Annotated in this window: 23 protein-coding genes and 1 pseudogene; 7 read left to right on the top strand and 17 right to left on the bottom strand. The window is 70.7% G+C overall.

Annotation, left to right across the window (positions count from 1 at the left end):
• Nucleotides 1-137: 137 nt before the first annotated feature.
• Nucleotides 138-935, bottom strand: coding sequence for a class I SAM-dependent methyltransferase (locus OG927_RS21125; RefSeq protein WP_209469815.1), 798 nt, complete (start codon nucleotides 933-935; stop codon nucleotides 138-140).
• Between the two features lie 69 nt (nucleotides 936-1004).
• Nucleotides 1005-1808, bottom strand: coding sequence for an A24 family peptidase (locus OG927_RS21120; RefSeq protein ID WP_330320630.1), 804 nt, complete (start codon nucleotides 1806-1808; stop codon nucleotides 1005-1007).
• A 104-nt stretch (nucleotides 1809-1912) separates the two neighbouring features.
• On the opposite strand from OG927_RS21120, the gene OG927_RS21115 reads away from it, so the two are divergent.
• On the top strand, nucleotides 1913-2278 hold the full coding sequence (locus tag OG927_RS21115) for a DUF192 domain-containing protein (RefSeq protein WP_056793785.1): 366 nt from the start codon (nucleotides 1913-1915) through the stop codon (nucleotides 2276-2278).
• 7 nt (nucleotides 2279-2285) lie between these two features.
• Here the strand turns inward: OG927_RS21115 and OG927_RS21110 are convergent, their stop codons facing one another.
• Together OG927_RS21110 and OG927_RS21105 are read right to left on the bottom strand one after the other, a co-directional pair.
• Complete coding sequence (locus OG927_RS21110) at nucleotides 2286-2432, bottom strand: hypothetical protein (protein ID WP_330320629.1); 147 nt, start codon at nucleotides 2430-2432, stop codon at nucleotides 2286-2288.
• Nucleotides 2433-2518: 86 nt separating this feature from the next.
• Nucleotides 2519-3700 (bottom strand): glycosyltransferase family protein, encoded by a 1182-nt coding sequence (locus tag OG927_RS21105; RefSeq protein WP_056793782.1) that lies wholly within the window; start codon nucleotides 3698-3700, stop codon nucleotides 2519-2521.
• A 317-nt stretch (nucleotides 3701-4017) separates the two neighbouring features.
• Between OG927_RS21105 and OG927_RS21100 the strand changes: the two genes are divergently transcribed.
• Nucleotides 4018-5307, top strand: coding sequence for a benzoate/H(+) symporter BenE family transporter (locus OG927_RS21100; protein ID WP_330320628.1), 1290 nt, complete (start codon nucleotides 4018-4020; stop codon nucleotides 5305-5307).
• A 67-nt stretch (nucleotides 5308-5374) separates the two neighbouring features.
• On the opposite strand, the gene OG927_RS21095 is transcribed toward OG927_RS21100, so the two are convergent.
• Complete coding sequence (locus OG927_RS21095) at nucleotides 5375-5977, bottom strand: hypothetical protein (protein WP_124281287.1); 603 nt, start codon at nucleotides 5975-5977, stop codon at nucleotides 5375-5377.
• A gap of 253 nt (nucleotides 5978-6230) precedes the next feature.
• On the opposite strand from OG927_RS21095, the gene OG927_RS21090 reads away from it, so the two are divergent.
• From OG927_RS21090 to OG927_RS21080, 3 genes are all read left to right on the top strand, one after another.
• Entirely contained in the window at nucleotides 6231-8237 is a 2007-nt protein-coding gene (locus OG927_RS21090; protein ID WP_330320627.1) for a hypothetical protein, read from the top strand.
• Between the two features lie 44 nt (nucleotides 8238-8281).
• Nucleotides 8282-8863 (top strand): hypothetical protein, encoded by a 582-nt coding sequence (locus OG927_RS21085; RefSeq protein WP_124281289.1) that lies wholly within the window; start codon nucleotides 8282-8284, stop codon nucleotides 8861-8863.
• Nucleotides 8864-9083: 220 nt separating this feature from the next.
• Complete coding sequence (locus OG927_RS21080; RefSeq protein WP_330320626.1) at nucleotides 9084-10130, top strand: endonuclease domain-containing protein; 1047 nt, start codon at nucleotides 9084-9086, stop codon at nucleotides 10128-10130.
• On the opposite strand, the gene OG927_RS21075 is transcribed toward OG927_RS21080, so the two are convergent.
• From OG927_RS21075 to OG927_RS21060, 4 genes are all read right to left on the bottom strand, one after another.
• Nucleotides 10071-10784 carry a hypothetical protein gene (locus OG927_RS21075; RefSeq protein ID WP_330320625.1) on the bottom strand — a complete coding sequence of 238 codons (714 nt, stop codon included), beginning with the start codon at nucleotides 10782-10784 and terminating at the stop codon, nucleotides 10071-10073. The genes OG927_RS21080 and OG927_RS21075 overlap by 60 nt on opposite strands.
• A 32-nt stretch (nucleotides 10785-10816) precedes the next feature.
• On the bottom strand, nucleotides 10817-13342 hold the full coding sequence (locus OG927_RS21070; protein ID WP_330320624.1) for a Tox-REase-5 domain-containing protein: 2526 nt from the start codon (nucleotides 13340-13342) through the stop codon (nucleotides 10817-10819).
• A gap of 120 nt (nucleotides 13343-13462) precedes the next feature.
• On the bottom strand, nucleotides 13463-13945 hold the full coding sequence (locus tag OG927_RS21065) for an NlpC/P60 family protein (protein WP_330320623.1): 483 nt from the start codon (nucleotides 13943-13945) through the stop codon (nucleotides 13463-13465).
• Nucleotides 13946-13993: 48 nt separating this feature from the next.
• Nucleotides 13994-14128, bottom strand: coding sequence for a hypothetical protein (locus tag OG927_RS21060; protein ID WP_330320622.1), 135 nt, complete (start codon nucleotides 14126-14128; stop codon nucleotides 13994-13996).
• 28 nt (nucleotides 14129-14156) lie between these two features.
• On the opposite strand from OG927_RS21060, the pseudogene OG927_RS21055 reads away from it, so the two are divergent.
• Both OG927_RS21055 and OG927_RS21050 read left to right on the top strand, forming a co-directional pair.
• Nucleotides 14157-14741 (top strand): annotated as a pseudogene (locus tag OG927_RS21055) (DUF5753 domain-containing protein); the annotation flags it as partial.
• A gap of 9 nt (nucleotides 14742-14750) precedes the next feature.
• A complete protein-coding gene (locus tag OG927_RS21050; protein ID WP_056793761.1) occupies nucleotides 14751-14942 on the top strand; it encodes a hypothetical protein in 192 nt (63 codons plus the stop codon).
• Nucleotides 14943-15273: 331 nt separating this feature from the next.
• Here the strand turns inward: OG927_RS21050 and OG927_RS21045 are convergent, their stop codons facing one another.
• The 8 genes from OG927_RS21045 to OG927_RS21010 all read right to left on the bottom strand — a co-directional run bounded on the left by OG927_RS21045 (nucleotide 15274) and on the right by OG927_RS21010 (nucleotide 22168).
• Nucleotides 15274-15921 carry an OmpA family protein gene (locus OG927_RS21045; protein ID WP_371613387.1) on the bottom strand — a complete coding sequence of 216 codons (648 nt, stop codon included), beginning with the start codon at nucleotides 15919-15921 and terminating at the stop codon, nucleotides 15274-15276.
• An 8-nt stretch (nucleotides 15922-15929) separates the two neighbouring features.
• The gene (locus OG927_RS21040; RefSeq protein ID WP_330320620.1) at nucleotides 15930-16532 is read right to left on the bottom strand and encodes a hypothetical protein; all 603 of its coding nucleotides are present in this window, start codon (nucleotides 16530-16532) and stop codon (nucleotides 15930-15932) included.
• A 30-nt stretch (nucleotides 16533-16562) separates the two neighbouring features.
• On the bottom strand, nucleotides 16563-17213 hold the full coding sequence (locus OG927_RS21035) for a pilus assembly protein TadG-related protein (protein ID WP_330320619.1): 651 nt from the start codon (nucleotides 17211-17213) through the stop codon (nucleotides 16563-16565).
• Entirely contained in the window at nucleotides 17210-17443 is a 234-nt protein-coding gene (locus tag OG927_RS21030; RefSeq protein ID WP_330320618.1) for a hypothetical protein, read from the bottom strand. Before OG927_RS21030 ends, OG927_RS21035 begins: the two co-directional genes overlap by 4 nt.
• Nucleotides 17444-17698: 255 nt before the next feature.
• Nucleotides 17699-18772: a response regulator transcription factor gene (locus OG927_RS21025; protein WP_330320617.1), complete on the bottom strand. Its 1074-nt coding sequence runs from the start codon at nucleotides 18770-18772 to the stop codon at nucleotides 17699-17701.
• A 134-nt stretch (nucleotides 18773-18906) separates the two neighbouring features.
• Nucleotides 18907-20262 (bottom strand): sensor histidine kinase, encoded by a 1356-nt coding sequence (locus OG927_RS21020; protein WP_124281298.1) that lies wholly within the window; start codon nucleotides 20260-20262, stop codon nucleotides 18907-18909.
• A 66-nt stretch (nucleotides 20263-20328) separates the two neighbouring features.
• Nucleotides 20329-21213 carry a DUF5936 domain-containing protein gene (locus OG927_RS21015; protein ID WP_056793747.1) on the bottom strand — a complete coding sequence of 295 codons (885 nt, stop codon included), beginning with the start codon at nucleotides 21211-21213 and terminating at the stop codon, nucleotides 20329-20331.
• A gap of 16 nt (nucleotides 21214-21229) precedes the next feature.
• A complete protein-coding gene (locus tag OG927_RS21010) occupies nucleotides 21230-22168 on the bottom strand; it encodes a type II secretion system F family protein (protein WP_124281299.1) in 939 nt (312 codons plus the stop codon).

Genomic DNA, 22168 nt, shown 5'->3' with positions numbered 1-22168 from the left:
TTGCGCGCTCAACCACCAGGGTCGCACTACCCCGAGGTAGGACGGAGGACCAGGGGTTCCCGTTGCATCCGGCGGCCCCTGGGGGGGCCGAACCGTACCGCTGGGCCGAAGCCGCTTCCGGCGTACGCCCGTTGGCGCTACCCCGGCTTGCGGGCCTCGATCAGGAAGCGGGCGCTGTGCGCGACGAACGGCCCCTCTGACTCGATCTTCCGGTGCAGGGTGCGGAGTTGGGGCAGATACGCCTCGACGGTGAAGCCCGGGACCATCCAGACGACCTTGCGCAGGAAGTACACGACGGCACCGATGTCGAGGAATTCGACACGCAGCCGCTCCGCCCGCAGGTCGACGACGTCGAGTCCGGCCGCCTCGGCGGCGGCCCGCGCGTGCTGCGGGTCCCGGGCGGCGCGTGCCGTGCCGGGCCGCGGTCCGAGGAAGTGCTCGATGAGCTCGAACACGCTCTCCGGGCCCACCTCCTGGGAGAGGTACGTGCCTCCGGGGGCCAGCACCCGGGCGATCTCCGCCCACCAGGTGGCCACCGGATGCCTGCTGACCACCAGGTCGAAGGCGTGGTCCCCGAAGGGCAGCGGCGGCTCGTCGGAGTCCGCGACGACGACGGCACCGCGCGGGTGCAGCAGGGCGGTGGCGCGGGCGATGTTGGGGGGCCAGGACTCGGTGGCCGCGGTCAGCGGCGGCAGCACCGGGGCGGACGCGAGGACCTCGCCGCCGCCGGTCTGGATGTCGAGGGCCGCCCGTGCGTCCGCCATCCGGCCCGCCATGGCGCGCGCGTAGCCCCACGACGGGCGCTGCTCGGTGGCACGGCCGTCGAGCCAGGAGAAGTCCCAGCCGTCGACGGAGACGGCTGCGGCCTCCGCGACGAGGGCGTCGAAGCGTGCGTCGGAGGCGTCGGACGGGGACGGTGCGGACGGTCCGGTCATACGGGGATCGTGCCAGCCGTCCGCGGCGCCCGCGACCGTATATCCGTACGTCAGTGCTCCCGGTGAAGATCAGGCGGCGAGGCCGCCGAACAGAAGGCCGACCAGCGCGCCCGCGATCATGAACGGCCCGAACGGGATGCCCGTCCGGCGTCCGGCACGGCGCAGCAGGATCAGTCCGAAGCCGTACAGGGCACCGAACAGGAAGCCGGCGAAGCCGCCGGCGGACAGCACCGCCCATCCGTACCAGCCCAGTGCCACGCCCAGGGCCAGGGCCAGCTTCACGTCGCCGAACCCCATGCCGTTCGGGTTGATCAGGAAGAGCAGGAGGTAGAAGCCGCCGAGCGCGGCTCCGCCGAGCAGCGCGGAGGTCCAGGAGCCACCGGGTTCGGGCAGCAGGGCCGCACCCCCCAGCAGGAGGACGGCGGCGGCGGCCAGGGGCAGCGTCAGCCGGTCGGGCAGCCGGTGGACGCGGCGGTCGATGACGGCGAGGAGCACGGCGACGGGGGCCAGCAGCAGCCAGACGGCGAGCTCGGGCCGGAGGCCGGTGGCGGCGGCGAGGGCCACGCAGGCGAGCACGGTCGTGACGGGAGCGAGCACGGCGGGGGCGTAGCGGGGCCGGCCGGTCTCCGGGGGGCCGTCCGCGGCCGGCCCGGGACCGCCGCTCCCCCGCAACGCGGGTACGTCCGCCGCGCAGGCCGCGCAGCGGGTGGAGCCGAGCCAGCCGCGGCCGGGCCCGGTGAGCGCGTGCCCGGCCGGGCACGCGTCGCGCCAGGGCTCCTCCGGCTCGACGGAGAAGCGGTACGCGGCGCGCGGGAGCAGCAGTCCGGTGACGGCGCCCCAGAGCGCGGCGACCGCAATCAGTGTGGCGTCCACGGGCCGACCCTATTCCGGTCGCGTGCCGGGGTCTTGGGCCCTGGGGCCCACCGCGGTCCGTTCGTGACCCGGCACGGGCCCACGGGGGACTACGGTCGGTGCCCATGGGGAGACGGCGCGATGGCAACGGCACACTGACGGTCGGCACGGACACGGGGGAGCGGGAGGTGCCGCTGCGGATCGCGGCCTCGTACGGGGCGCGGTCGCGAGGGCTGCTCGGGGTGGACGGGGTCGTCGGGGCGCTGCTGATCACGCCGTGCGCGAGTGTGCACACGTTCCGGATGCGGTTCGCCATCGATGTGGCGTACCTGGACCGGAAGTTCAACGTTCTGGCGGTCCGCACGATGAGGCCCGGCCGGCTCGGCCTGCCCAGGCTGCGCGCCCGCCACGTGGTGGAGTCGGAGGCCGGGGCGATGGAGATGTGGGGTCTGCGGCCGGGCGCTCGGATACAGGTGTCCGAAGACGCCTGAGGCTGCCCTACGGCAGCTTCGCCGCCTGGGCGGTGACGAGCGCGGCCGGGACCTCCGGGGCCGTCCCGCCGCCCTCGCCGTCGGGACCGCAGGCGACGGCCGCGAGGCAGAGGACGGCCGCGGTCGCCGCCCTGGCAGTCGTACGTACCTTCATCGTTCGCAGCTCCCGCCACCCGCAACGCACCGGACCCGCACGCCAACAACCGGGCCGCTCCCGGCGCGTGGGCCCGTGGGCCCAACTCACGGAGGTCCCGTCCCCAGCAGTGTCCACGCCCCGTACCCGGCGGAGGCGAGGGCCAGCACGGTGACGGCCGCTGCCGTGCCGGCCGTCCGCAGCCGCAGCAGTGCGAGGGCCGGCGGCAGGAGCAGGGGGAAGGCGGGCATCATCAGGCGCGGGCGGGACCCGAAGTACCCGGACCCGATGAGCGAGACGACGACGATCGCGATGCCGTACGCCAGGAGGGGCAGCGGCTGCCGCAGGCGTACGCACAGGAACACCAGCCATCCCAGCAGTCCCAGGGCCGTGCACAGTCCGAGCGCGGCGGGAAGCGGGAGCCCGAGGACGAACGCGGCCAGCGCCCGGCCCCCGTCGATGCTGTTGCCCCACTGGGCCTGGACCTCGAAGTAGGCGAAGGGGCTGCCCTGCCGCACGGCGACGAACACCACGTGGGCGAGCCAGCCCAGCGGGGCGAGGCAGACGCCGGACAGCATGCGCGCGTTCCGGCGCAGCAGATCTTCCCGGTCGCCCGCCCGGTACTCCCGCACCAGGGTGGCGGCGGCCGTGACCGCCAGCGCGGCGATGAGCGCGGCGGCCGAGGGGCGCGTCAGCCCCGCCAGGACGCACAGCGTGCCCGCCACGATCCAGCGGTCCCTGAGCACGGCGTACAGCGCCCAGGCGGCGAGGGCCGTGAACAGGGTCTCGGTGTACGCCATCGACTGCACGAACGCCGTCGGGTACACGCCCCACAGCACGGCCAGCACCACCCCGGCCCGCCGCCCGTGCAACCGTGCCCCGACGGCGAAGATCCCCCAGGCGGCGGCGAGTCCGGCCACCCAGGCGACGGTGACACCCGCGCCCTGGACGGTGAGCGGGGTCAGCGCGGCGAGCGCGCGTTCCAGTGCGGGCAGGAGCGGGAAGAAGGCCAGGTCGGGGTGGATGCCGCCGTTGGGAAGGGTGACGGTGTACCCGTAGCCGTTCTCCGCGATCCGCTGGTACCAGACGGAGTCCCAGCGACCGCCCAGAAGGTGCAGGGCGTCCTTCCCCTCGGCGGAGGCCCACATCTGGAGGACGACGAGCCCGACGAGCCGGACGGCGGCGTAGGCCGCGAGCGCGGGTGCCGCGGCGGCGAGCGCCGCGGCGGCACGGTTCCGGCGGCGGGGCGCGGGGTCCGCCGGGCGGGGCCGGGTCTGCAGAGCGGGCATACGGACGATTATGTGCCCGTCCCCGCGCTCCTCCCGCCGGTGCCGGCCGTGGGCATGCCGGTCGGCACCATCCGATTGCGGCCCGGCCCGGCACCGTGGGGGGTGTGCCGGGACGGGCGTCGATCACTTGCTGCAACGACGTTAATTCGCGCGCGGTGATCCGTCTTGGGCCCGGGGACCCATGCCGTGCCCGAAGCACACGAACGGGACCGTCTCGTGTGCCGGACCCCGCGGACCGGGCCCACCGGTCCGTGGAAGGGTTCGTGCGTCCGTACGGTCGTGCGGCGGGAGCACGCGGAACGAAGGGCGGCACAGCGATGCCCGGTCCATCCACACCGGCTGCGGAGGAACGGGCCGAGGAGGTCCTGCCCGACGGGCCCGGCCGAAGGCCGCGGCTCATCCGTGACCTGTCGCTCTCCGCGGTCCTCGCGGGCGTCGTCGCGGTCGTGGTCTCCTACTCCGGCCCGCTGGTCATCGTCCTCGCCGCCGCCCGCGCCGGGCACCTCGACGCCGCGCAGACCGATTCCTGGATCTGGGCCGTCTCCATCGGCAGCGGCCTGACCTGTATCGCCCTCAGCCTGCGTACCCGCATGCCGGTCATCACCGCCTGGTCCACACCGGGTGCCGCGCTCCTGGTCACCAGCATCGGCTCGTACGCGTACGACGAGGTGATCGGCGCGTTCGTGGTGTCCGGCGCGGTGATCGCCCTGATCGGGCTGACCGGGATCTTCGGGCGGCTGATGCGCCTGGTACCGGGGGCGGTCGTCTCCGCCATGCTCGCGGGCATCCTCTTCTCCTTCGGTACGGGGGTGTTCACCGCGCTGGAGGGCACTCCGGTGATCGCCGGGTCCGTGCTCGTCGCCTATCTGCTGGGCCGGCGGTGGCTCCCCCGGTACGCCGTGCTCGTCGCCCTCGTCGTCGGTGTGCTGTGCAGCGCCGCCGCCTCGCGGCTGCACGTACGGCTGGACCACGTCGGTCTGGTGCAGCCGGTGTTCACGACACCGGCCTTCTCCGTCGCCTCGCTCGTGGGCATCGCGGTCCCGCTGACCCTGGCCACGCTGGCCTCGCAGAACGCCCCGGGGGTCGCCGTGCTCTCCGCCTCCGGCTACCGCCCGGACGACCGGCTGCTGGTCGGCTCCACCGGCCTGGTCTCCGCCGCGCTCGCCCCCTTCGGCTCCCACGCCGTGAACCTCGCGGCGATCACGGCTGCGATCTGTACGGGGCCCGAGGCGCATCGCGATCCCCGCCGCCGCTATGTCGCGGGGGTCGCCTGCGGTGCCGTGTACCTGCTGGTCGGCGCGTTCGGCTCGACCCTCGTGGCGTTCTTCGCGGGCCTCCCGAAGGAGCTCGTCGCCGCGCTCGCGGGCGTCGCCCTCTTCGGTGCGCTGGCCGCCGGCCTGACCGGCGCCGTGCGGGAGGACAAGGACCGGGAGGCCGCCCTGATCACCTTCCTGGCCACCGCGTCGGGCGTGACCCTGTTCGGCATCGGCTCCGCGTTCTGGGGACTCGTCCTCGGCGTCGCCGCCCATGTCGCGCTCAACGGCCGACTGCGGCGCGGGGCTGGTCCCTCCCCCGCCGACCGGCCGACACGGCGGCCCGTGTCCTGAGGCCCTGCCGGCCCGCGGCCCGCTGGACGCGCGCCCGGAGGGAGGGGTCCCCCTCCCCAGGTTCCCCTCACACGCTGAGGACAGCGCTCCCGAACACCCTCCACGGCGACTGCCCGACGGACTCCATGACCGCCAGCTGCGGGTGCCGCGACGCGATGTCCTCCTGTACGGCGACGGCGTCGGGCCACCCGTCGAGGTAGGCCGTCCCCGTGACGACCACCCCGTCCCAGTCCGTGCCCGCCGTCACGCCCTCGCGGTCGACGACGAACCCGATGCACAGCACGGACGCCCGCCCGACGGTCTCCCTGATGGCGCGTACGGCCGTCTCACGCTCCTCCGGCGGCAGTCCGGCGAGCCCGAACTCGACGGCGACCACCCGGCGGCCCGCCCGGCGTATCCGCATCAGGACGTCCAGGTCGTGGCTCACCCAGAGCCGTACACCGATTCCGTCCAGCCGCTCCAGTCCCGCGATGGACAGCAGTTGGTCCCGGCTCACCGGCGACCGTGTCCCACCGGCACCCGGTGAGCCGGGGTCCCGGCTGTCGAGGACGATGCGCCCGGTGACCGGATGCGTGAGCCGGAGGCCCGCTGCTTCGAGATCACCGAGCAGGTTCCGCGCATCCACACGGGTCCAGCCCAGGTGGTACGAGTGGAAGAAGCCGGCACCCATGGAACACCTCACCCCATCACTGCGTGAACTCTTCGCTCCGGCGCCGGCCGACCGGCTCAGCAGCGAGAGTACGCAGCCGACGTGCCCCGGCGCGTGGGTCCACGGACCCACCTCGGGCCCCCGCCCGACTCCCTGCGGACACCGGTCGCCATTGGGCCCGGAGTTGGGGCCGGGGGCCCAGGTGACCGGCGGAATCCGGCCGTACGCTCACGCCGGTCGGGGCAACGGGCCCGCGTCGGAGAGAGGTTGAAACGTGAGCGGTGGCGGCGGCTGGGGAGACAGGGGCGCGGGCCACATACCGCCGGGGCGAGACTCCCGGCGGGTTGCCGGTGACCGGGGAGGGTGGTTCTTCCCGGTGACCCGCAGCTGGGCCGCCGGCGCCCTCGTCTACATCGCCGCCGGGTTCCTCGTGAGCCGCGCCCTCGTCGAGACGCTCGCGACCGAGGAACGCTTCGAGCTCTTCGGCTGGCGGCTGGCCCTCCTGCACCTGCCGGGCGTCCTCGTCACCGTACTGACGGTCCTGGCCGCCGCGCGCGTCCTCCCCGACGAGCAGCGCGGCTCCCGGGCCCTGTACCTCCTCGGCGCGCTGACCGTCCCGGTGGCCGGGCTCGCCCACGGCTACGTCGTGTCGTGGGACGTCGTGGGCACCGAGGGCATGCTCATGCCGGTCGTCGCCATGGTCACGGGCAGCGCCGTGGGGCTGGCCGCGGACCGGCTGCTGGAGGATCGCGGAACGGACTCCCCGGTCCCGTCGCCGCACACACGCTCGTACAACTGGCGCGACGACGGGGCCACCGCCCTGGAGTACCTGGGTGTCGTCCTCCTGGTCGTCGCACTGGTCGGTGCGCTCGCCATGGCGGGCGTCGGCGGGAGGATCGGCGACCGCATCCGGTGCGCGATCACCTCACTCGCCGGCGACGGCGGCGGCTGCGCGTCGGGCGGGGACGACACGGCGAAGCCCAGGACGGACGCCGACTACGAGCCGACAATGTGCCAGGTCTCCAGCATCTCCGACACCGCGGGCGGCAAGGTCAAGATCGGCTGGTTCGAGTGGGGCGAGGAGTACGGATTCCAGCAGAAGGTGTCGCAGGCGAGGACCGATGTGAACGGGGACGGCAAGGTCGACGAGAACGACAAGCTCGTCCACATGACGTTCACCGACGCCGCCTCCGCGGGCGCGACCGCCGGCACCCCGGGCGTCAAACTCGGCAAACTGGGGAAGGCGGACGTCGACATCGGCGGCGGCATCAAGATCACCAATGGTGACACGTGGGTGTTCAAGAGCGAGGAGGACGCCCAGAAGATGCGGGACGACATCGAGGAAATGAAGATGTGGGAGACCTCGATGACGCACAGCGGCGGCTACGGCGGCAACTGGTACTCCGGCATGAAGTGGGCGGAGAAGATGGAGGACATCGAGAAGAAGATCGGCGACAAGAAGATCTCCTACTCGACCGTCGGCCTCAACGCCTACGCGGACGGCGGCCTCTCCATCAAGGACGGCGACGACTCCGAGCTCGGCGCCAAGCTGGGCGGCAAGGCGACGTTCTCGCCCGAGGTGACCATCACCAACGACGACGTGAACGGCAACGAGTCCTACACGTACACCGCCAAGCTCGAACTCGAGGGCAAGGTCGGGGGCAGTGCGGGGCCGGTGAGCGGCACCGTGGGCGGGAAGCACGACCGCACGGGGGCCATCACCGTCACCCGTGACCAGAAGACCGGGAAGATCGTCCAGATCAACATGACGCAGACGGTCGAGTCGGGTTCGGCGTCCGGCAAGGTCGAGGTCGGCGGTGACAACGGCAAGAAGGACCAGGACAAGCGCGGCGGCAAGGGCAACACCACCGACTCCTCCGGTGACACCGGCATCGAGATCGTCACGAACTCGATCGTCTTCGGCAAGGAGACGGACCAGGCCACCGAGGACAAGCGCGCCATCGCCGAGCAGTGGCTGGACGGTTCCGGCAACAACACCGCCCCGTTCGAATACATGTTCGGCGACCACTCCCTGCAGGAGCGGCCCGCGGGCAGCGACCCCTTCGAGCAGCTGATGTTCCAGGACGGCCTGTCCAGCACGATGCACTACGAGGGCGAGACGGACGCCCAGAACTTCGGCTTCGAGATCTCGCTCGGGATGAGCCTCGGCTTCTCCCTCTCCGACTCGCACAAGGAGGAGACGCTGACCGACGCCCGGTTCCTCGGGGCTCCGCAGGGTGACAGGCGCACGTATCTCCCCTACAGCTACTGCGCGCAGTGAACACGCACCGGCACCGCCGGCACCACGGGCACCACGAAGAGGCGATGACGTTGACGAAGTCCCAGACGCTCGGTGCGGCGGCCGCCGCCGCACTCGGTCTGACCCTGCTCACCGGCTGCGGCGGGACCGACGCCGCGACGGTCCCGGAGGGCTGGGGCACCCTCGACACGGAGAGCGTCTCCGTCGGCTACCCCGAGGACCGGGGGTACGCCCCGCAGCCGGCCGCCGAGCGCAGCAAGGCCAACGCCGCCGTCGCCCTCAAGGAGGAGGGCGGACTGCGGACCGGCATGGTCTCGGTCCAGCTGGACTTCGCGACGGGTGTGACCGACGCCGGGGAGGCCGCCGCGGCGGCGGGCGCGGGCATCGGCCTCGGTACGACCCGCACGGACACGGCGGACGTGCGGGTCGCGGGCGAGGAGGGCGCCCGGGACGTCCGCAGGATCGACTACGAGTTCACCTCGACGGGCGAGAAGGGGACCCCGAGGAAGGGGACCCGGATGACGGGAGTCCTGGTGGCCGGCGTCGACTCCGAGGGCGTCCCCTTCGCCATCCGCATCAACGCGGTGAAAGGCACCCTCACCCCCGCGGACCTGAACACCTTCACGACCTCGATCACAGCGAAGTAACCCGGGGCGGGGGGGGCGGTCGCCGGTCGCCGGGAGCGGGTCGCCGGGAGCGGGTCGCCGGGAGCGGGTCGCCGGGAGCGGGTCGCCGGGAGCGGGTCGCCGGGAGCGTACAGACCCCCAAAACCCCCCAACTCGGACACAATCCCGCCCCTCCCCTCCCAACGACCCGAGTTATCCACAGGGTCCGGCGGCTCGGTGGGGCGCGGGGCATTCTTTGGGCATGACGGGGGATCTGAAGCAATTCGCCAGGTGGGACATTCTGCTCACCCGGGAGGCCGTAGCGGCGGGCGCGCCGTTGCGGCAGCTGGGCCGGGCGCTGAACGCCCAGGGCTGGAACCGGGTCGTACGCGGCGCCTGGGCCGCGCCGGGGTGTGAGCTGACGCCGTGGGTGAAGGCCCGCGCCGTACAGATACTGCACCCGGGGCTGACCTTCAGCCATCGCGGCGCCGCGTCGCTGCACCTGATCGAACTCCTGCGGGAGGCCGTGGAATTCAGCGATCCGGAGAGCCCCACAGGCAGCCGCCACGGCTTCGCGGTGCACCGTACGCCCGTCGCCCCGGAGGAGATGTGCGCACGTCATGGGCTGCGGGCCACCACCCCGCTGCGCACCCTGCGCGACCTGCTCCTGTGCGGCCCGAGGGACGAGGCCCTGGTCGCCGTGGACTCCGCCCTGGGCGCGCGCGTGGTGGGTGGAGTCCGCCGCCCGCGCCTGGTCACCACCGACCTGCTGACCGCCGCTTGCGCTTCGCACCCCACCCGCAGGCACCGTGCGCCACGGGCGGCGGGATGGCTCGCGCTGGCCGATCCGCAGAGCGGCTCCCCGGCTGAGACCGTGGCCCGGTTGCGGATGCACGACGCCGGCCTGCGACCGCTCAGCCAGGCGCAGTTGCTGGCACCGGCAGGCCGCACGATCCGGGCCGACTTCCTCTTCCTCCGCGAGGGGGTGGTGGTGGAGATCGAGGGTTACGCCTACCACGGCACCCGTGAGGCGCACCGCCGCGACCTGGACCGCTTCAACGCGCTGAGCACCTGCCCCGGGGTGCGGACCGTCCTCCGCTTCCCCGCCACGACGGTCTTCCGGACCCCTGACCGCATGATCCAGGACATCCGCACAGCCCTGGCGGGGCCGTCCGGTCGGCGGGAGCGCACGGACGCCAATTTCGGACATATAGGCCGTCCATGTGTCCCTGACATCCCAACGACGGGGTCACCATGTGGGGCGGGGGGAGGTGGGGGGGATGGGGTTGAGGGCGCCGGCATCTGTTAGGGCTTGTTGGGCGGTCAGTACTGCCTCGGTGGAGTCGCCGAGGTCCAGGACGATGCCGCCGTGACCGGCCCGGAGGCGGCCTGCGGAGAGATCGGCGGGGACGAGCGCGGCGCGGTTCTCGGAGAGGTACACCGCCCAGCCGCAGCGGGGGTGCGAGTTGCGCAGTCCGAAAGCGGACTTGACCGCGTTGAACAGCTTCCTGTCGTACGTCAGCCCCGTATCTGCGTCCCAGGCGTCAGCCAGCACCGCCAGGCTCTCGGGCAGCCGGTCCACGGGCGGGGCGGTCGTCCCGTCGGGCGCCGGGAACAGCTGGAGCACCGCCGTGAAGGGGGTGTACTCGTCGGAGCCGCCTCCCTGCACGCGCAGGCGAGCGTAACCGCGGTCCTTCCAGGTGCCGACGACGGCTGCCGTCCACCCGATGATGTCGGCGTCCTCCTCGGGACCTCCCGCCTCCAGGACGGCGGCGAACCTTCCGGCGTCCGCCGGTACGGGCTCGCCCGGACGGTCGCCGTCCCTGTCCCAGCGCCAGTCCACCGGCGTACCGCCCGACAACTCCGCCAGTCCGCCGAGCATCGTCAGCCACCGGTCCGCCAGCTCCCCGGGCGATTCCGGCCGCGGACCCCAGGACACCTTCACCACGACTTCGCTCGCCATCGCGCTTCCTCGTCTTCGTGCTTCGGCTGCCGTCAGTTCTTCACCTGAGTGTGCTTCACGATCACGTCCACTCCGGCGTCGTCGAACGCCTTCTGCGCGGCGTCCGCCACCTTCTCGTTGGAGAAGTTCCATTCGACCGGCTTGTCCCCCGCCGCACGCAGCTGCCGCTGCGCCTGTTCCACGAACTTCGCCGCCTGAGCGGGTTCGAGGGTCCCGTCGGGGCGCACCTTCTTGCCGTACCCGAATTTCGCCTCCTTGTACGTCTGGGAGGCGGAGTCCCAGCCGTCGAAGTCGACGTCGCGACCGGTCCGCGGGTCCTTCACGGCGTACTCCTTGCCGCGTTTCACCCCGGAGACCTGCTCCTGGTAACGCATCCAGCGCTCCATGCCGGGCCAGTACGCCACGGACTTCTTGGCCTTCCACGTGCCGTCGCCCAGGTCCTTCGATCCCTTGCGCGGGTTCTTCAGGTCGCCGTACCAGGAGGGCTTCGCCCACGTGGCGACCTTCTTGCGGCTGGCCTCCTTCGCCGCCTCCTTGGCCGCGTCCGCGTCCTTCTGCGCCTGCTCGGCGGCGTCGATCTCCTCCTGACTGACCCCCTCGCACTTCTTCTCGGCGAAGAGGCCCACCGGGATGCCGTTGAGGCGGTACGCCACCGGAGCGTGCGCCGCCGCGTTCACCCCGCCCGCGTAGGCGGGCTGCTTCGGTACGCCGCGGCCGAGTGGCCCGGAGCTGATCAGGCAGCCCTTCTCCGCGAGCTTGTCAGCGGCGTCGTCGGCATGCTCCTGGGCCTCGTCGGCAGCCTTCCTGGCACCCTCGACGTCGCCCTTGTCCGCGGCCTTGCGCGCCCGTTCGGCTGCTTTGCCCGCCTTCTGGGCGGCCTCGCCGAGCTTGCCGAGCTTCCCCAGTTTGCCCAGTTTGCCGAGCTTCTGAGCCACCTTCGCTTCGCCGTAGCCGGGGATGAAGAGGGAGCCGATGTTCCAGATGGTGCCGGTGACGGCCCGGGTCTTCTGGCCGTTGTTCCACTGGTCCTTGATCTCGTCGCCGACGAACATGTCGTCGAGGACGGTCACCCCGGTGTCCACCGAGGCTCCGCCCCAGTCGGTCAGCGCGTCCCAGTAGTCGCCCTTCGACCACTTGTCACCAGCGCCCTCGGTCGCCTTCGACCACTCGTCGCCCAGCGAACTCCCGTAGTCCTTCAGCCCTTCCCAGGTTCCGGGGAGGTCTGTGACGGTGTCCCAGATCCCGGTGAGGTCGCCCCAGATTCCGTCGACGAACAGACCGCCGCCGACCTGGGAGATCTGGTCGCCGGCGCAGGAGAAGAACGCACCGAAACCGGAGAAGCACCCCTCGTCGTCCCCCTCGTCGCCCTCTTCCTCGTCGCCCTCCCAGCCGGGCTCGTCCTCCGCGGCGTCGTTCTTGTCCTCGTCGCTCTCGTCCGGATGGACCATGACGGGGTCGGTGACGGTGCCGTCGGCGCTGCCGGATCCTCCTGTTCCGCCGGTTCCAGCGGATCCGCCTGTTCCTCCGGGCCCGCCCGTGCCACCTGTATTGCCGGGTCCGCCCGTGCTGCCGGACCCGCCCGTGCCGCCCGTGCTACTTGATCCGCTGGCACCTTCGGTCCCGCCGGTCCCGCCGGTCCCGCCGGTCCCGCCCGTGCTGCCCGTGCTGCCCGTACCGCCCGTGCTGCCGGAGGCTCCGCCGTCGGAGGCTCCGCCGTCCGACCCACCCGTCGCTGAGCCGCCGGTGACCGAACCACCGCCGTCCGACCCGCCACCGCTGTCCGACCGGCCACCATCGGAGCCGCCGCTGTCCGACCCGCCACCATCCGAACCGCCACCGTCGGAGCCCCCACCATCGGACCCGCCGGCGTCGGAGCCCTCTCCTCCGGCCTCCACCGTCCCCGCCCCCGGTGCAGGGCATGAGCTGCCCGTAAGGGAGCAGATCGCCGCCTGCAGACCGTTGGTTATCTGGCCGCCGACACCTCCCAGCGTCATCGCCAGGATGATCGCCGCGACCACCGTGATCAGGCCGACGTACTCCAACGTCGACTGGCCCCGGTCCCGCCGCCACGTGATCATGCGTGACAGGGAGAACCCGGGCGGCTCGTGGCGTTCCCTGTCCCGTGCGTCCAGCCGGAACCACCGTCGGCTCTCCGCGCGGCTCAGGAACACCAGGATCACCAGCGGCAGGAACATCTGGGTGAACCCGCGCAGCGAGCCGTCCCGGAGGCTCGACAGGCCGCCGAGGATCAGCCACGCCTGTACGGCGACGAGACCGCGCCAGATCCACGCACCCCCGGTCCAGGCCCTGCGCGCCAGCACCCAGCCAGTGACTCCGGGCGCCGCGCCGTACGCGGCGAGCGCGAGCATGGTGCCGTCCAGGGCGTCGACGCTCGCCGCCGTGAGCAGCAGGCCCACGCCGCCGAACACCGTGATGGCGAACAGCACCTGGACGAGGATGCGCGCCACCCTGAGCAGCTGCGGCATCTCATGGCGCCCGGCAGCGGGCTGCTGCCAGGAGGACCCGCCGAAGTCGGGTGTGGACCCCACGGTGGACATGGCCGGCCTCAACTCGTCTCATCGTGACGGTATTTGGCTGATAACCGTACGATGCCGAGCCTGTTGGGCGCGTGGGCCCACGGGCCCAATCCGAGCCTGAAGCAGCCCTGGGTGAGCCAGTCAGACTCGGTGCACCGTGTGCAGGGTGCGCGCGTACACGCCGGTCCCGTCGAGTACGGACGCGCCGGACAGATCGGCCATGGTGGGCCCGTTGACCGACTTGCGGCTGGAGAGGAACCTGCGCCTGCCCTCGGAGTCCGTGCCCAGGTGCATGCCGACGTGATCGACGGTGGGGCTGGCCGCGTCGTCACCGTCGTCGCCCGAGTCGGCGTTGAACAGCACCAGGTCGCCGGGGTGGAGCTGCGCCGCAGCGGGCGGGTTCGTGCCGTCGGTGCGGTCGACGCGCACACCGGGCGAGTGCTCAGCCATCTCCCGTGACCTGCGAGGCAGGAAGGTCCCCGAGGTGTTCTGGCCGGCGGCCATCGGTACGCCCAGGTGGTGGCCGTAGACCATCCGCGTGTATCCGGAACAGTCCAGGTTGCCGGCCTGCCGGGAGGAGGGCCCCGTGTACCCGCCGTCCTCGAAGGTCCAGCCGATGCCCATGTACTCGTGGAAGTCGGCGCCCTCGAGCCGATTGCCCTGGGCATCGAGCTATCCGTAGCCCGCCTCGCCCAGGACCTGGCGCCGGGCCCGGTAGTTGTTGTGGGTGTCCTGGTAGCCGAAGGACAGAGCGAACGAACAGGCTTCGCCCGTCGGGGTTCTGCCGAACGAGGCGGTGCAGCGCACGTCGACGTCTCGTATCTCGCCGTCGCGCCGCTATCGCGACACGCTTCCCGCAGGCCTCCTCGACATCTCGGAGATCGAGGCACACGCGCTGCGGATGCGCACGGCGCACTCCGTACACATTCCCGGGGTTCTCCAGACGAGCGACCACGCCCTCGCTGTCTTCCGCGTCGTGGTCCCAGCCCTCCCGGAGCACGAAGTGGCCCTCCGGCTGGCCCACCGCATGGAGCGCCAGCAGATGCTTGACGGCTCAACGCCGCAGAAGTCCGTCGGCATTGTGCATGAAGCCGCACTCCGCATGCAGTTCGGAGGCCGGAAGGTGGCACGTCAGCAGTTGGAACACCTCCTCTCGGTGTCCGAACGGCCCCACATCACCTTGCGCGTCATCCCGTTCGAAGCGGGAGCGTTTCCTGGGGCGGGCCAAACGGTCAACTACGCCGAGGGCCCGGTAGCGGGACTGGACACCGTGCAGGTGGACAGCGCCCACGGGCCAGAATTCCTCTACGAGGAAGCCCAGTTGGCAAAGTACCGTGCACATCTGGACTGGATGGAGCGGATCGCTCTGACACCTGCCCGTTCGCGGGACTTCATCCACACCGCCGCACACAGCCTCTGAGGGGTCACCATGCCGAACGTCGATTGGGAAGAGCCGTTCTGCGGCGAAGGAGCCAGCTGCTACCGAGTCGGCACGGATGACCAGGGCAACAGCTACATAGCCCTGGCCGGCGCCGAGGACACCTTCCTCACCGACACCCAGGAAGCACTTCAACAGATGATCCGGGACATCAAGGCCGGCAAGGCCGACCACCTGCTGTAGGCGGTCTCGGCACGCGAGGTCGTCCGGAGGCTGGCCGTGGTGAGCGACCTGGCACTGCTTTCCAGAGAGCACCCGTGAAATTGAAGCGATTGTGGGTGAGCTATCGACGTGCCGCGCAACGCCGACGTGCACGGACACACGTACACGATCGACACGGTGATGGCCGCGGACGCATTGCGGTACGGACGGCCAGGAATCATTCTCACCCCGGACTCGACGGCAGGCGCACGTTATGCGGCGACCGCGCACCCGTCGAGTGCGAGTGTGCACGGGCAGCAGAAGGGCCGGGGCAACTTCTTCTTGTGCCTCCGACCCTTCCGTGAGCGCGCATTCAGTTCGTCGTGCGCGGGAAGGAGACCTCCACACGCCGGTTCTTCTTCCGGCCCTCTTCGGTGCTGTTGTCGGCGATCGGGTACTGCTCGCCGTATCCACGGATCTCGAACGTGATCGTGGTTCCGAGCTCCTTGGACAGCACGCCGTTCACCGCTTCGGCGCGCTCCTTGGACAGCACATCGCCGTGGGCCGACGAACCGAGGTCGTCGGTGAAGCCGAAGATGCGGACCTTCGACGCGTTCTGCTTCTCGATCTCGGCGGCGATGGCGATGATGCGTGCATTGGCCTCGGAGCTCAGCTTGGCACTGTCCTTACCGAAGAGCACCTCGGCCTGGAGCGCGAACTTGATGTCCGCGTTGGTGTCCTCGCGGCGCTCCTCGCCACCCAGGTCCTCGACTACCTGAATGATGTCGAGGACCTTGCCGGGGGCAAGGGTTCCACCCTCGGGCATCTTGAGGTCGGGGTCGTTGCCGTCCGTCTTGACCGGCGGCTCTGCCGAGGCCTCCGTGCCGGGCGGCACGCTTGGGCCGTCGTCAGCGAAGGCCGTTGCAGCCCCCAAAGCAGTGACGCTCACCATGAACATGGTGGCCACAAGGGTACGGCCCGCAGAACGGGCAGCCCTTCGGCGCGAGCAGGTGTTGTTCATGTCTGCCATCACCCAGAGATCTTCAGCGAGGCGGTAGCGAAGGTAGGCAGAGTGAAGTCGACTTCCGTGGTCGTGCTGGGCGGCGCCGGGAACTGCATGAAGACAGAGACCGACTTATCGGGCTGAATCGCCGAGAGCCCGGTAGTGCAGAGGCAGCGTCCATCAGTGTCCCGGAGAATGTAGTAACGCTTCTTGCCGACCTTGTCGATAAGGGTGGCACCTGCCACGGAGTTGGGGTTCTGGGGCACGATGATGCTCTCAGTACCGGACCATTGCCCCGCACTGCGGACTCCGTCACCTTCGTTCTTAATTACACCGCTAACGGTGACGAATCCACCGCTGTCGCGCTTCGCCTCATTGACAACGAGAACGAGCCCATCTCGCCCATTGAGTTGCGCGAGCTTCGCATTCTGGTCCACATTCTCCCCGGCAGCAGTATCATCCGTTGCCCCCTTATCCCCCTCGGGAGACTTGGTGGACGACGACGATGCGGGGCTCTTTGCCGATTCCCCGCTCTCACCGCCACAGCCCATGACAGCAAGGGTCATTACTGTCGTCATCGATACAGCCGCCACTACCCGTCGAGGCTTCGTGGTGCGCCGAATACTCATGGCTCTGATTCCTTTACTCGTCGTTCGCTGTCAGTCGTCGATCAGGTGCACGGCGAAGAGTGCTTTGCCCAGCTCGGACCACGGGTCAGGATCAAGAGGATCAATATCGAAGTGATTCCTGCCGTCACAGTCGAAGGTGATTGGGGCCGGAGTCACCTCCTCGTCCTCGTCCGGCTGCGGAGTCGTACCGCCCTCAGGCTCCTCCGCAGGCTTCCAGATGCACCGGAACTCGATCACGGCGGTCGCCGTGGCTGTAGCGTGCTTCGTCTCGGTGCCGGGAATCACCGTGTCACCCACCGTGTTGCGCGTCTTGACCCTCACGGTGACCTCGTCGCGCTGAAATCCGGAACTCCACGCGCATCCGCCGACCACGTCCGCACGATTATTCGCGGCGAAGCGCTGGGCCTGATTGCACGGCTCGCCGCTGATGTAGTGATCACCGAAGAAGTCGTTCAGACCCCCCGGCAGCAGGAGCACCCCGAGGAACGCTGGCCCAATCTCGTCACGGGCCTGCTGCGCCGCAGCGAGGGCCGCCGCGTCAGCAGCACCCTGGGCACCATTTCGCGTGACAGACGCCTTTCCGACCGCAAAGAAAGCGAACGCGAGAAAGAGCAGACCCGCCACCATCGCGATGTAGATGGGGAAGGCCTGCCCTTGGTCGCTTCGGTGACGCCCGATCACGAGCCCGCGGTGATGGAGTTCACCAGACCCGTGATGCGAGTCGTGATCGCGCCGCCGATGCCCGAGGCCACCATGCCACCGATGATCGCCACGACCACCAGGATGATGCCCAGGTACTCGAACGCCGTCTGGCCCCGGTCCTTCGCCTCGTAACGCTTCTGGATGGCGCTGACCGCGGTGTTGGCCCAGCCGTTGACGCGGACGGCGGTCTTCAGGGTGATGTTCGACATGGTGTTCCCCTCCAGGTTCGGCCGACCGACTGCCGGCCGACGCACACGTTTCTCGGGTGTCGCTCCCGTTACCGGCTTCCTCCTGGCCGGTGCCGTTCGCGACAGGAGAAATGTACGTCGGAACGCTGGTTCCGCCAGAGGGCCCCAGGGCCCAAAATCGGGCCCAATAAGCCAGTTGGGTCCTTCGGGCCTCGCTCTGGGCCCCAGCGGTCGGTGTTGTGGCTTGCCTGCGGCCCGCTCCCCGTTCGGCCATCGTTACCTGCCTCCCAGTCCGGTCTCGCCGCCCGGTGCCGTGCCGAGCCATCGGGCGATCGCCTCGCTGCGGCTGCTGCTGTGCAGCTTGGTGAAGATCCGGTTGATGTGGTTCTTGACCGTCTTCTCGCTGATGAAGCAGGTGGCGGCGATCTGCTGATTGCTCATGCCGGACGCGATCAGCTCCATGACCTCCACCTCCCGGGAACTCAGGTCGTGCCGCGGTGAGTTGGGGCGCTCCGCCGGGACACCCACTTCCGATGACTGTCCCACAGGTGGTTGCAGATGCGAAAGACCCTGCGCGAACGGGTCGGGTCGCGTCGCAGGTGGGGGCGTTTCCCGGGCCGGGGCATGTGCATGCGCACCGTGCTGCGGCGCGTGGTCACCCGGGGCGGCGTGCCCGCTGGTCGCGGGGTGCGGGGGCCCTGGCGTGAGGGCGGCTCCCAGGCCGTCCGGGAGGGGGCCGGTCTGTGGGGCTGAGCCCTGGCGCATGTGGGCGAGCAGGGCGTTCGCGGCGGTGGCCGTGAAGTGGGCCCGCCCGCTCCTGGTGTCGCGTACCGCCTGGACCAGCTGGTCGGCGGTGAACTCGCCGTGCACCAGATATCCCCCGGCCCCCAGCCGCAGCGCCTCGTGGACGATCTCGCTCTCGCGGCTGTACGTCAGCATCATCACGGGGGCCACCTGCACCAGGTGGGGAAGGGCCGAGATGCCGTCGACCCCCGGCATACGGACGTCGAGCAGGACGACGTCGGGACGGTGCCGGACGGCCATCTCGTAGGCCTGGCGGCCGTCCGCGGCCTCGGCGACGACGTCGATGTCCTCGCGTCCGTGGAGCAGGACGCCCAGACCGGCCCGGACCACGGGGTTGTCGTCGGCGACGACGACCCGGAGCGGGCCGGGGGTTTCGCGGGGCGCGGGGAAGGGGGGCATCGCCTCGGATGCCGCGGGCTGCTGGGGAGCGGGGAACCCGGAGGGGCTGAGCTCCGAGGAGAACGGGTCGGCGTGCGAGGACGTGTGCTGGGAGACGTGGTGCTGTGCCGCCCGGTCCTGGCCCGACGCGCAGACGTCGTCCGGCATTCTGCGACCTCCTCTCAGGATTCTGTGTCTACGGGGACTGTGGTGGTGTGCAGCCGTCCAGCGCGGGCGGACCGGCCCGGGCCGGAGACAGCACGTAGGTAAGCGAGCCTGCGCGGGCACCCGTACGTGTTCGTTCAATGCGCGGCCCCCGCCCGAAGCCCGTTGCTGTCGAGGGAGCCGGTGGCTTCCGGTGCGGGGCCGGTGCCGAGTGCCGCCAGTGGCAGTTCGAGGCGCACCTCGGTGCCCTTCGCCGCCTTCCCCTTGCCGATGCGGATGCGGGCGCCGATGGATGCCGCCCTCTCGACCATGCCGACGAGCCCGAAGTGGCCGGCCCGTCTGAGGTCGTCGAGCGTCGTGCCCGCCGGGAGGCCGCGCCCGTCGTCGTACACCGTGATGCGCAGGACGTCGCCCTTCACGCCGGCGAGCACGACGAGGTAGGTGGGGTGGGCGTGCCGGTGGGCGTTCTCCATCGCCTCGGAGGCCACCGTGAGCAGTTGGCGGGCGACGATCTGCGGTACGGGCGGTACGGGGGTGTCGCTGAGCAGCCGGAAGGTGGCGGCCAGGCCGTGGCGGCGTGTGAAGTCGGCGGCGCGGGACCTCAGTTCGCCGATGACGTCGATGCCGCCGTCGAGTCCGGAGTCGCGGCGCAGGTCGGAGAGCAGTTCGCGGGACTCGGCGGCGGCCCGGCGTGCGGACCGGGCGACCAGTTCCGCCTGGTGTTTCACGGTGAGCGGGTCCATGCGGTCCGAGGAGGTGGCGAGGCCGTCGGCGGCGAGGGCGAGGCCGTGCAGGGTCTTGGCGACCGAGTCGTGCATCTCGCGGGCGAGCCGGGTGCGCTCGCCCTCCACCGCTTCGTTCACCGCGAGCCGGGCCCGGGTCTCGGTGAGGGCCTGGCTGGCCGTCCCGAAGCGGAGGAGCAGATTGCGCAGGGTGACCCCCACCGCTCCGGCGATCACGCAGAAGCCGGGGAGGAGGAGCGAGGTCGCGTCGCTCGCCTCCAGCTCGACGTCGGTGGCGTACACACCGGAGATGATGAGCGCCTGGAGTACGGCGAAGACGGCCGCGCCGCGCCAGCCGTAGACGAGGCCGGCCAGGAGCGGGGTGCAGACCGTGACGTAGGCGAGGGTGGATTCCGGGGTGGCGGTGACGAGGAGCAGCGCGCCGAAGAGCGCGTCGACGCCGAGCAGCCACGGGTGGCGCAGGAAGAGCGGGCCGAAGCGCTCCCAGTCCCGGAAGAGGACGTAGGAGCCCATGAAGGTCACCAGGACGGCCGAGCCGATCAGCCAGGTGGCGAGGCCGGGTGCCGTACGGTCGATCGCGAACGGGGTGGCGATTCCGATCATCGCGAGGCGGAATCCGAACACTTGTCGGCACATGGCCTGCAGGGCGTTCAGCTGGAGGGCGAACGCCGGGGCGGCCCCGGGGTGCGCCATCGCCTGGCGTACCTCACCGGTCAGCCCTGTGTGCGCGGTGCCGAGCTGGAACGGCATCTCCCCCGTCACCTCCCCCTGCTTGTCATGCCCATCATCTCCATCTCCCGCCCGTCACGCAGGCCATCAGCCCGAGAGGAAGCCGAAGTCGACATTGGCTCCGTAGACGAATCCGACCGTCAGGAGCAGGAGGGTCCCGGGCAACAGGAAGGACGTGACGGCGAAGGTCGCCTTCGGTACGGCCTTGGCCGCCTTGCGGCGGGCGTTCTGGGCGTCGGTGCGCCGCATGTCGTTGGCGATCTGGATCAGGGTCTCGACGATGGGGGCGCCCAGCTCCTCGCCCTGCTGGAGCGTCGTCACGAACATCGCGACCTGTTCCGAGTCGTTGCGTCTGCGCAGTTCCTCGAAGGCCTGGCGGCGGCTCACGCCCATGTCCATCTGGCGCAGGGTGATGCGTAGTTCGTCGGCCCACGGGCCTTCGTACTTCTCCGCGACGCGCTCCAGTGCCTGGCGGAAGCCGAGGCCCGCCGAGACGACGACGGCGAGGACGTCGAGGAAGTCCGGGAGGGTCCGCTCGATGTGCTCCTTGCGGACACGGATCGCGGACCAGATGCCGACCTCGACCCAGAACAGCCCGAAGGCGATCAGGAGGAGCGAGATGAAGACCTGGCCCCTGACGATGGTGGTGAAGGCGCCGAACAGCCCGAGCGCGCCGTAGACGGCGCGGCGGGCGGCGTACCGGTCGATGGTGAGTCCGCCGGGGTTGCCCGCCATGTCGATCTGGCGGCGCTTCTTGTTCACGGCCTTGGGGCCCATCATGCGGAGCACCATCGGCGCCCAGCGCATGCCCATCCGGTCGATGCCGGATCCCACGGCGCTGGTGCGGCTGGAGCCGATCTCCAGCGCGATGGCGAGGTCACTGGGGAGTTTGGCGTCGGCGCGGTACATCCGGATGCCGGCGATGGCTCCGTACACCGCGAGGCCGAAGACGAGTGCGAGCAGAAGATCCATGTCCGTTGCCTCCCTCTCAGACGTCGATGCGGGACAGGCGGCGGATCACGATGAATCCGATCGCGTACAGGACGAGGGCGACGATGACGGCGGCCTGGCCGATGAAGGCGCCGGTCATGCGGTCGAGCGCGCCGGGCATCACGGCGTTCATCAGGAGCATCGCGCCGAAGCCGAAGCCCGGTACGGCGTAGGCCGTGACCGTCACCTGTGACAGCTGGGTCTTGACCTCGCGCCGGGTCTCCTTGCGCTCCTCCAGCGTCTCCGTGAGGTTGCGCAGCGAGCTGACGACCGTACCGCCGGCGCGGTTGGACAGGACGAGGGTGGTCACCAGGACGACGAGCTCGCGTGAGGGCAGCCGTTCGGTCAGCTCGCTGAGGGCGTCGTCGAGGGACTCCCCGACGGAGAGCCTGCGGGCGACCCGGGCCAGCTCCTCGCCTGCCGGGTTCTCGAGCTCCTCGGCCGCCATGCCGATGGCGGTACGCAGGGCGAGGCCGGCCTGGGTGGCGTTGGCCAGGATGCGGGAGAGCTCGGGCAGCTGGTTGATGAAGCGGTCGGTGCGTTTGGTCCGCTGCCACTCCAGGAAGGCGTTGGTGCCCCAGAGGCCGATGAGGGCGGCGACCGGGCCGAAGAAGCTGGCCAGCAGGGACGAGGCGACCATCCACAGCCCGGCCATGGCCACGAGCGCGTAGACGAAGAACTCCCCCGGGGTGATGTCGAGTCCGGTGGCGGCGAGTTTGAGCTCGAGCCTCCGGCCGAGACCGGTGGTGCGCAGCTTGCGGTCGACCCCCTGGAAGCGGCGGTGGCGGCCGGCCACGGGGATCTGCCCGGTGTGCGAGAGCCGGTCGACGAGCGCTTCGCGGTCGGCCTTCCCGCCGGAGTACGCGTGGAGGCCCGTCACGCCGAGCACGCAGCACAGCAGGGTGACGCCGATGGTGAGCAGGGGGAGATTGTCCAT

The organism is Streptomyces clavifer, from assembly GCF_036345975.1.
GTDB classification, from domain to species: domain Bacteria; phylum Actinomycetota; class Actinomycetes; order Streptomycetales; family Streptomycetaceae; genus Streptomyces; species Streptomyces clavifer.
Note: the sequence above shows the minus strand (reverse complement) of the source record. Positions and strands in the feature narration are given on the sequence as shown.